The 9,303-nt window shown below is 40.8% G+C and carries 8 protein-coding genes and 1 tRNA gene; 8 read left to right on the forward strand and 1 reads right to left on the reverse strand.

Translation table 11 applies throughout. The annotated features are described in order from the left end of the window. Positions 1-24: 24 nt before the first annotated feature. Together V7149_RS19895 and rocF are read left to right on the forward strand one after the other, a co-directional pair. A tRNA-Lys gene (locus tag V7149_RS19895) sits at positions 25-97 on the forward strand. Positions 98-562: 465 nt separating this feature from the next. Next, positions 563-1,459: an arginase gene (gene rocF, locus V7149_RS19900; protein ID WP_335347331.1), complete on the forward strand. Its 897-nt coding sequence runs from the start codon at positions 563-565 to the stop codon at positions 1,457-1,459. A gap of 35 nt (positions 1,460-1,494) precedes the next feature. Here rocF and V7149_RS19905 read toward each other — a convergent pair whose 3' ends face one another. After that, a complete protein-coding gene (locus V7149_RS19905) occupies positions 1,495-1,734 on the reverse strand; it encodes an aspartyl-phosphate phosphatase Spo0E family protein (protein WP_335347332.1) in 240 nt (79 codons plus the stop codon). A 174-nt stretch (positions 1,735-1,908) separates the two neighbouring features. Between V7149_RS19905 and sigW the strand changes: the two genes are divergently transcribed. The 6 genes from sigW (at position 1,909) to glmS (ending at position 9,219) form a co-directional block, all read left to right on the forward strand. After that, on the forward strand, positions 1,909-2,472 hold the full coding sequence (gene sigW / locus V7149_RS19910; RefSeq protein ID WP_335347333.1) for an RNA polymerase sigma factor SigW: 564 nt from the start codon (positions 1,909-1,911) through the stop codon (positions 2,470-2,472). A 187-nt stretch (positions 2,473-2,659) separates the two neighbouring features. Next, the gene (locus V7149_RS19915) at positions 2,660-3,295 is read left to right on the forward strand and encodes an anti-sigma factor (RefSeq protein ID WP_335347334.1); all 636 of its coding nucleotides are present in this window, start codon (positions 2,660-2,662) and stop codon (positions 3,293-3,295) included. 164 nt (positions 3,296-3,459) lie between these two features. Beyond that, a complete protein-coding gene (gene cdaA, locus V7149_RS19920) occupies positions 3,460-4,287 on the forward strand; it encodes a diadenylate cyclase CdaA (protein ID WP_335347335.1) in 828 nt (275 codons plus the stop codon). Next, positions 4,280-5,551 (forward strand): CdaR family protein, encoded by a 1,272-nt coding sequence (locus V7149_RS19925; RefSeq protein WP_335347336.1) that lies wholly within the window; start codon positions 4,280-4,282, stop codon positions 5,549-5,551. The genes cdaA and V7149_RS19925 overlap by 8 nt, the downstream gene beginning before the upstream one ends. Positions 5,552-5,583: 32 nt before the next feature. Beyond that, the gene (gene glmM / locus V7149_RS19930) at positions 5,584-6,936 is read left to right on the forward strand and encodes a phosphoglucosamine mutase (RefSeq protein WP_335347337.1); all 1,353 of its coding nucleotides are present in this window, start codon (positions 5,584-5,586) and stop codon (positions 6,934-6,936) included. 480 nt (positions 6,937-7,416) lie between these two features. Beyond that, positions 7,417-9,219 (forward strand): glutamine--fructose-6-phosphate transaminase (isomerizing), encoded by a 1,803-nt coding sequence (gene glmS / locus V7149_RS19935; protein ID WP_335347338.1) that lies wholly within the window; start codon positions 7,417-7,419, stop codon positions 9,217-9,219. Positions 9,220-9,303: the final 84 nt, after the last annotated feature.

The raw sequence follows: 9,303 nt of genomic DNA on the forward strand, positions 1-9,303 counted from the left end.
AGCTAGCCCAGCCATTTTTCAAATGAGCCATTAGCTCAGTCGGTAGAGCATCTGACTTTTAATCAGAGGGTCGAAGGTTCGAGTCCTTCATGGCTCACTTCGTTTTCTAAAGAAGACCTTTAGGGATATTATTCCTAAGGGTCTTCTTTGGTTTTAACCTTCTTTAGGTTCTCGTTTACCTAATATAATAGAACGAACGATAAGAAGCGGGATAGTGCCCGACTCGGCAGAAAAAGAGAGGAAACGGTCGACATTAAGGGTTTCTGATGCCCGTCCAGTCAGAAAAAAGGAGCGACCGGTCATCAAAAATTGGTTTAGGTGCCCGTCCTGTCAGAAAAAGAGAGCGACCGGTCACCAATAAGGGTTACTGGTGCCCGTCCCGTCAGAAAAAGAGCACGACCGGTCACCAATAATAGATTCTATCCCGTCCAATCAGCCGAACACCCATTTAATTTCTAATATTCCGTATATTTATACAGATTTTTGTCGAGTTGAGTCATTTCCTTCAATGGGGTTAAAATAAAGGTAGAAAATGATTTATTGGCTTAGGGAGGGCTTTTTTATGAATAAGTTGGCGATTATTGGGATGCCTATGGATTTGGGTCAAGCTAGACGTGGAGTTGATATGGGGCCTAGTGCTATTCGATATGCAGGAGTAAATGAGCGGTTAAAAGCATTGTTTGATGAAGTTCATGACAAGGGAGATATTGCTATAGGGAGACCAGAAGTAGAGGTTGATCCGGTTTCCAACCTGCGCAATTTGAAATTAATTGCTGAGAAAACAGAATTGCTCGCTAAAGAGGTGGATCAAGCCATTGAGGATCAAGCGTTTCCACTTGTACTTGGGGGTGATCACAGCATTGCGATTGGCACACTGGCTGGGGTTGCTAAGCACTATAAAAATTTAGGCGTCATTTGGTATGATGCCCATGGGGATTTAAATACGGCAGAGACTTCTCCTTCAGGAAATATTCACGGGATGCCGCTTGCTGTTAGTTTAGGCATGGGTCATCCATTGCTTACCAATGTGGGTGGCTTTGCTCCGAAAGTAAAGCCAGAGAATATTGTCATTATTGGAGCTCGTTCTTTAGATGAGGGCGAAAGGGAATTAATAAAAGAGCTGGGAATTAAAGTGTATACGATGCATGAAATCGACCGCTTGGGTATGACGAAGGTTATGGAAGAAACGATTAACTATTTAAAAGAGAAAACGGATGGGGTCCATCTGTCTCTTGATCTAGATGGGTTAGATCCTCATGATGCACCTGGAGTAGGAACTCCGGTTATTGGCGGAATCAGCTACCGGGAAAGCCACTTAGCCATGGAAATGCTAGCGGAAGCACGGTTGATTACCTCAGCTGAATTTGTTGAGGTAAATCCGATTTTAGATGAAAAGAATAAAACAGCATCTGTTGCTGTTGCTTTAATGGGTTCATTATTTGGCGAAAAGCTTCTATAAAAAATACCAGGCAGTGGCTCAACAAAAAGCCCTGCCTAATTTTTTTTATTCTGGGTGTAGTATAAATTGAGCAGCCTGTCCAGTTTTGTACTCATGTCTACTACTTGTTGACTACACAGAGAAGAGGAGGATGCTAAATAAATCATTTCTCTTCTGCAATCTTCTATATCCTTTAATAGTTTACAATCACACATGAGACCACCCCTTTTTTGCTTTTGGATATACCTATTTATAACTGCCTGAATTTCGAAATAGAAAAGCTTTAGGACGTACATCTTTGGCAATCCTCAAATTTTACTTACTATAATCCCCGTAAAATAAAATTATTAAACACCAGCAGTAAATATTTGTTAATATAGATATGGTTAGTATTTTTAAAAAAAAGTGAAACCTTTTCCGCTATCGATCGTAATATCGATTAGCCGCATTAGAGCGGAGGTAAAAGAAAAATGGAGACAATCGTAAAGAAAAGGATTAAGCAGGTACTAAAAGGGGATCAAGACTCCTATGCAGAAATAGTAGAAATCTATAAAGAAAAAGTATATATGATTTGCTATAGAATGCTGGGAAATAGACATGAAGCAGAAGACATTGCACAGGAGGCTTTTTTAAGAGCTTACGTGAACATTCATAGTTTCAATATAAATCTGAAATTCTCTTCATGGCTTTATCGAATTGCTACGAATCTTTGCATCGATCGAATGAGGAAGAAGAAACCTGATTATTATTTAGATGCAGAGGTAGCAGGGACTGACGGGTTAACGATGTATTCGCAAATTGCTGCAGATACGAGTCTGCCCGAGGAGGATCTTGAAAGTCTGGAGCTGCAAGAGACAATTCAAAGAGAAATTTCCAAGCTCCCAGAAAAATACCGTACAGTGATTGTTCTCAAATATATTGAAGAACTTTCCTTAAATGAAATAAGCAAGATATTAGATTTGCCATTAGGTACGGTTAAAACAAGAATTCATCGGGGAAGAGAAGCATTAAGAACCCAATTACGACACGTATAACTTTATTCAGCAATAAATTCCCACCTTCATAGGTGCGAGTTAAATGTAAATGGGGTTCAAACATTGGCTGAATAAAGTAAAGCCTCCGGCGAGCCTTTCGATTTTTTAAGGAATTTATCGAGCGAGCTCAGGTAAATCTGGGCGCAAATAAGCCAAGGCGAATTTGATTATGAAGAGGGTGAGAACTTTGAAGTGTCCAGCAGAAGTGATTCTTTATATGCATGAATATTTAGATGAAGAGATCTCAGCCGAACATGAAGCAGAGTTAAGAGCGCACTTGCAAAGCTGCAAAGAATGCCAGGCGCATTTCCATGAATTACGAAAGACTATTGCACTTGTCAGAAGCACTTCACATATACAAGCGCCATCCGATTTTACCGCAAAAGTGATGGCCAAATTGCCAAAGGAGAAGCGGAAGGTCGGTTTCCAGCGCTGGATTAGACAGCATCCGCTAGTGACGGCTGCATCTCTATTCCTCGTACTCATGATGGGAAGCATCATTTCCTCGTGGGAACAAGATCATCAATTCTCTGTGTCGAGACAGCCCAATCTCGTAGTACAAAATGACACAGTCATTGTTCCTGAAGGAGAGGTAGTCAAGGGTGACGTCATCGTTAAAAATGGCAAATTAAAAATAGAAGGACAAGTTGAAGGAAATGTGACCGTTATTAACGGAGAGAAATATTTGGCATCGGCTGGAAAAGTCACAGGGGAAATAAAAGAGGTGAATGCTGTTTTTGACTGGATGTGGTATCATATCAAAAAAACAGCTAAAGAGGTAGTTAGCATATTTGAAGGCAGTGAGCCTGAGACGGTTCAATAACAAACAATCATTCTACAACGGAATCTTGCTTTTAGGCAGGATTCCGTTATTTTATATGGAAAGTTAACAGTATCCAGACGGGTGGTATTGCATGCTTTATGGTATAATATGAAAGCTATGTTAATGAATAATGATGCTTTTAATATATATTTGGAGGAAGGATAATGTCGTTTTCAGATTTCTCTATACTGAAATTATTAGCAAATACTGTTGACATTCTCCTCGTTTGGTATGTCATCTATAAACTGATTGTCATTGTCAAAGGGACGAAAGCCGTTCAATTGGTAAAAGGAATATTTGTTATTCTTCTTGTAAAGGTAATCAGTGATAATTTCCACCTCCAGACACTTGGGTGGATGATGCAGCAGGTACTTACTTGGGGATTTGTAGTGATTGCAATCATTTTCCAGCCTGAGTTAAGAAGAGCCCTTGAACAACTTGGGCGGGGACGATTTTTTTCTAGAACAGGCAATCAGGAGTCAGAAGATCAGGAAAAATTGGTTGAATCGATTGTGAAGGCTGTCGATTATATGGCTAAGCGCCGGATTGGGGCCTTAATTTCCATTGAACGGGAAACCGGAATGGGCGATTATATCGAAACAGGCACACCGCTAGAATCAAAAATTTCGTCAGAATTACTGATCAATATTTTTATCCCTAATACACCATTGCATGATGGGGCTGTTATTTTACAAAAAAATCAGGTGGCTGCTGCTGCTTGCTATCTTCCTTTGTCAGAAAGTCCATTTATCTCGAAGGAGCTTGGAACCAGGCACAGGGCTGCACTAGGGATTAGTGAAGTAACGGATAGTGTAACGGTAGTTGTTTCAGAAGAGACGGGCAGTATTTCGCTAACAAAAAATGGCGAACTTCACCGTGACTTACAATCTGATGACTTTAAGGAAATGTTAACAACGGAATTGATTACACAAAACCGAGTTAAACAAGCTTCTTCCGCTCGTTGGAATTGGAGGGCGAAGAAAAATGGATAAATTAATTGACAAGCTGATTGGCACACGCTGGTTTATGAAGATTACCGCATTAATTCTTGCCATGCTTCTCTTTACTTCTGTTTATGATCCACAAAAGGACGTTTCCAACATTAATGTGCCTAGCGGGGAGGATTATGAAATTCTATCGGATATACCAGTTAAAAGCTATTATGATACTGACAATCTTGTAGTAACAGGCGTCCCGGAAACGGTGAAAGTGACCATACAAGGTCCAAAGAATCTATTGCAACCCGCAAAAGCGCAACGTAATTTCGAAGTATATGTGGACTTAACAAATGCTGCCATTGGCACAAAACGCGTTCCGTTGGAAATTCGAAATTTATCAGACAAGCTGAAAGCGACAATTGATCCTGCCTATGTAAATGTCAGCATTCAGGAGAAAGTAACAAAGGATTTTAAAGTAGATGTAGAATTTGATAAGACCTTGTTAGAGGCGGGCTATATTTCCGAGCCTCCTGAGGCAGAGCCGAAAAGTATAAAAATAACGGGAGCTAAGGATGTCATTGACAAAATTAGCTATGTAAAAGCGACAGTGAATATAAGGGGGACTATAAAAGAGACTGTTCGAAGAGAAGCACAGATTCAAGTGCTAGATCGGAATATGAATAAGCTTGATGTTTTATTAGAACATGAAATGGTTGATGTCATCATCCCAGTGAAAAGCTTGAGTAAAACAGTTCCCATTAAGGTGATAGAAAAAGGCAGTCCGCCGGCGAACATCAAGATTGATTCCATTACACCTGATATAAAAGAGGCTAAGATTTTTGCTGCACAGGATGTGTTAGATAGGACGGACAGCGTAAGGGTCGAAGTAGATGTTAGCCAAATCAATGAAGATACGGAAATATCACTGCCTGTCATCATTTCTGAAGGAATTATTGAGGTGAATCCAAAAACGATCAGAGTAGCGATCCAAACAAGTGAAATTCCACAAGAGGGAGATCAAACTGTAGAAACGGATGAGAATAAAACTTTCTCTAATCTTCCAATCAGTTTTTCGGGCCTCCCTAACCAATATGAGGCAGAAGTGTTATCGCCAAATAACGGTGCCAGCCTAACTGTTACAGGAAAAAGCGAAATGATTAAGCAATTAAAAGCTAGTGATTTTCTTGTTTTTCTTGATTTATCTAATATAGAAGCGGGAGACCATGACGTCAAAATTAATGTAAATGGTCCTTCAAATGTTCAATGGAATCTGGCAACGGATGTAGCAAAAGTTACGATTACACAAAAAGAGATTTAATATAAATAATGTTTAAAGGAGAGTATGCATTAATGGGAAAATATTTTGGTACGGATGGGGTACGTGGAGTCGCAAATAGCGAGTTGACACCTGAGTTAGCTTTTAAATTAGGGCGTTTTGGAGGATATGTTCTGACTAGAGATAAAAGCCGTCCAAAAGTATTAATTGGCCGCGATACTCGTATTTCTGGACACATGCTTGAAGGGGCACTCGTTGCTGGTCTATTATCTATCGGAGCAGAGGTCATGCGTCTTGGCGTCATTTCAACGCCTGGTGTTGCTTATTTAACAAAAGCACTTGGGGCAGAAGCGGGCGTCATGATTTCTGCTTCACATAATCCTGTGGCAGACAACGGAATTAAGTTTTTTGGCCCTGATGGGTTTAAGCTATCTGATGAACAGGAAAATGAAATCGAAAGCTTTATGGATCAAGAGGAAGATCAGCTGCCAAGACCGGTCGGAGCCGAGCTTGGACAGGTGAATGATTATTTCGAGGGCGGACAGAAATACTTGCAATTTTTGAAGCAAACTGTGGATGAGGATTTCTCCGGCATCCATATTGCTTTGGATTGTGCTCACGGAGCGACATCTTCCCTTGCATCACACTTATTTGCCGATTTAGATGCAGATCTATCCATGATTGGAGCTTCTCCTAATGGATTAAATATTAATGAAGGTGTAGGATCAACACATCCTGAGACGCTTGCTGCATTTGTAAAGGAAAAGGGAGCAGATGTCGGTTTAGCATTTGATGGGGATGGAGATCGCCTTATTGCGATAGATGAAAATGGCGACATTGTAGATGGCGATCAAATTATGTATATATGCGGGAAATACCTGAAAGAACAAGGCAGACTGCGCCATAGTACAGTGGTTTCGACTGTTATGAGCAACCTTGGTTTTTATAAAGCGCTGGAGGCGAACGGCATTCAAAGCATTCCAACAGCTGTTGGTGACCGCTATGTAGTAGAAGAAATGAAGAAGAATGGCTATAATCTTGGAGGCGAGCAATCCGGCCATATCATTTTCCTTGATTATATTACGACAGGCGATGGGCTCCTAACAGGTCTTCAGCTTGTAAACATCATGAAAATGACGAAAAAGCCATTATCAGAGCTTGCAAAGGAAATGCAAAAGTTCCCGCAAAAGCTTGTGAATATTCGTGTGACAGATAAGCACCATGTGACAGATAATGAAAAAGTAAGTGCGATTATTTCAGAGGTTGAAAAAGAAATGAGTGGAAATGGCCGCATTTTGGTGAGACCATCTGGAACAGAGCCGCTTGTTCGTGTGATGGCCGAGGCGCCAACAGAAGAGCTATGCAACTCCTATGTGGAGAGAATTGCTGCTGTGGTCGTAGAAGAAATGGGATTGAATGAAGAGTAAACAGGCTATGCATAAGGGAACCGAACCGTTCTCTTATGCATATTTTTATTGTATAGGGAGTTTTTTTCCTCTATTTTTCAATTGACGAAAGAGTTTTTTGTGTGTATGATATTACTGTTTTTTAAAATAAATGGAAAGGTGGGCCGTTTTATTGTAAAAAAAATTAATATTGAAGCGCCTGGACTAATTCAGAACGGAAGTGGATTAGTTGACGAGGAGGAGGTTTATCGAAATGTTCGGCGGATGCCTCCCGGTTCAAAGCAAACCGTTATTCCATCTATAAAACATTAGGGTAACTTAATGCACAAAGAGATGGGAATGCTAATTATTAAAAATGACGTTTGATGAAAACAGCCACTGTAAAAAACAACATTACTAGTCGCTTGTCAAAAGAAAACGTCAGAAGATCAATTACAGAGATGAGGGGCAAGACTGTCCCAAAAGGCTTCTTGCCCCTTCCGATTTAGGAGGAAAAGAAGTATGTGTGGTATCGTAGGATATATTGGAAATTTTGATTCGAAAGAAATTTTGCTTAAAGGCTTAGAAAAGCTTGAATATAGAGGATATGATTCAGCAGGAATTGCTGTAATGAACGAGAACACTGTACATGTTTTTAAAGAAAAGGGCCGTATTGCTGATTTAAGAAACATGGTTGATTTTGATGTTTATGCCGAGCTAGGAATAGGTCATACTCGCTGGGCTACACATGGAGTGCCAAGTGTAGCCAATGCTCACCCGCACCAAAGCGCATCAGGGCGCTTTACTCTGGTTCATAATGGTGTCATTGAAAACTATGAAATCCTAAAGCGCGAATATTTGCAAGGCGTTCCTTTTAACAGTGATACAGATACGGAGGTCATCGTTCAGCTGATTGAATTGCTCGCGAATGAAGGACTAACAACTGAAGAAGCGTTTCGCAAAACGCTTAAGCAATTAAATGGGTCGTATGCACTTGCCCTTTTAGACGAAAAGGATAATGAAACCATCTACGTTGCGAAAAATAAAAGCCCGCTGCTAGTCGGATTAGGTGACACATTTAATGTGGTCGCATCAGACGCAATGGCGATGCTTCAAGTAACGGATCAATATGTAGAGTTAATGGACAAAGAAGTCGTCATAGTGAGAAAAGATGACGTGACGATCATGAACCTTGATGGTGAAAAAATCACCCGTGATCCTTATACAGCAGAATTAGATGCAAGCGACATTGAAAAAGGCACATATCCGCACTATATGTTAAAGGAAATTGACGAACAGCCTTTAGTGATGCGGAAAATTATTCAAAGCTACCAGGACGAAAAGGGAGCTTTAACAATTGATGGCGAAATTCTACAAGCAATGAATGAGGCAGATCGTATTTACATCATTGCAGCGGGAACGTCCTACCATGCTGGACTCGTTGGGAAACAATTCATTGAAAAAATGGCGAAAATTCCGGTAGAAGTGCATATTTCCAGTGAGTTTGGCTACAACATGCCGTTGCTTCCTGAAAAACCTCTATTCATCTTTATTTCACAGAGCGGGGAAACTGCCGACAGCCGTGCTGTACTTGTGAAAATTAAAGAAATGGGCTATAAAGCGATTACGATTACAAATGTGGCTGGCTCAACACTTTCCCGTGAAGCGGATTACACGTTACTGCTTCATGCTGGCCCTGAAATTGCTGTTGCTTCGACAAAAGCGTACACAGCACAACTTGCGGTATTAGCGATTTTAGCTGAGGTTACAGCAAAGAGCCGTGGAATAGAAATGGATCTTGATCTTTCTCGAGAGCTTGGCATCATTGCGAATGCGATGGAAGTGCTCTGTGATGAAAAAGAAGAATTCGAAGCAATTGCCCGTGAATTTTTATCCGTTACTCGCAATGCATTTTTCATTGGCCGTGGACTAGACTTCTATGTCGGTCTTGAAGGAGCACTAAAGCTGAAGGAGATCTCTTATATTCAGGCAGAAGGGTTTGCAGGAGGCGAATTAAAGCACGGCACGATCGCTTTAATCGAAGACGGCACACCAATTATCGCCTTAGCTACTCAAGAAAGTGTTAATTTAAACATCCGCAGCAACGTCCAAGAAGTCGCTGCCCGAGGAGCCAACGCGTGCATCATCTCTATGAAAGGTCTGGAAGCGGAAGAAGATACTTTTGTCATTCCAGCTGTGCACGAACTATTAACACCTCTTATCTCTGTTGTACCATTGCAACTAATTTCTTACTACGCTGCTTTACACCGGGACTGTGATGTTGACAAGCCGAGGAATTTGGCGAAGAGTGTGACGGTGGAGTAAGTGGAAAGTTTGGGAATTGATACTTGTGTCTAACGACAACTCAGTCGTGACCTAGAAACCAGTATTTTTAAACAAGGTTTTTGA

The sequence above is a fragment of the Bacillus sp. JJ1503 genome (genome assembly GCF_036965125.1).
Lineage (GTDB): Bacteria > Bacillota > Bacilli > Bacillales > Cytobacillaceae > Cytobacillus.

What these genes read in the sequence shown, in the direction of transcription:
- rocF (WP_335347331.1), top strand. Translation starts at nt 563, where the DNA reads ATGAATAAGTTGGCGATTATTGGGATGCCTATGGATTTGGGTCAAGCT.
- V7149_RS19905 (WP_335347332.1), bottom strand. Translation starts at nt 1,734, where the DNA reads ATGTACGTCCTAAAGCTTTTCTATTTCGAAATTCAGGCAGTTATAAAT.
- sigW (WP_335347333.1), top strand. Translation starts at nt 1,909, where the DNA reads ATGGAGACAATCGTAAAGAAAAGGATTAAGCAGGTACTAAAAGGGGAT.
- cdaA (WP_335347335.1), top strand. Translation starts at nt 3,460, where the DNA reads ATGTCGTTTTCAGATTTCTCTATACTGAAATTATTAGCAAATACTGTT.
- V7149_RS19925 (WP_335347336.1), top strand. Translation starts at nt 4,280, where the DNA reads ATGGATAAATTAATTGACAAGCTGATTGGCACACGCTGGTTTATGAAG.
- glmM (WP_335347337.1), top strand. Translation starts at nt 5,584, where the DNA reads ATGGGAAAATATTTTGGTACGGATGGGGTACGTGGAGTCGCAAATAGC.
- glmS (WP_335347338.1), top strand. Translation starts at nt 7,417, where the DNA reads ATGTGTGGTATCGTAGGATATATTGGAAATTTTGATTCGAAAGAAATT.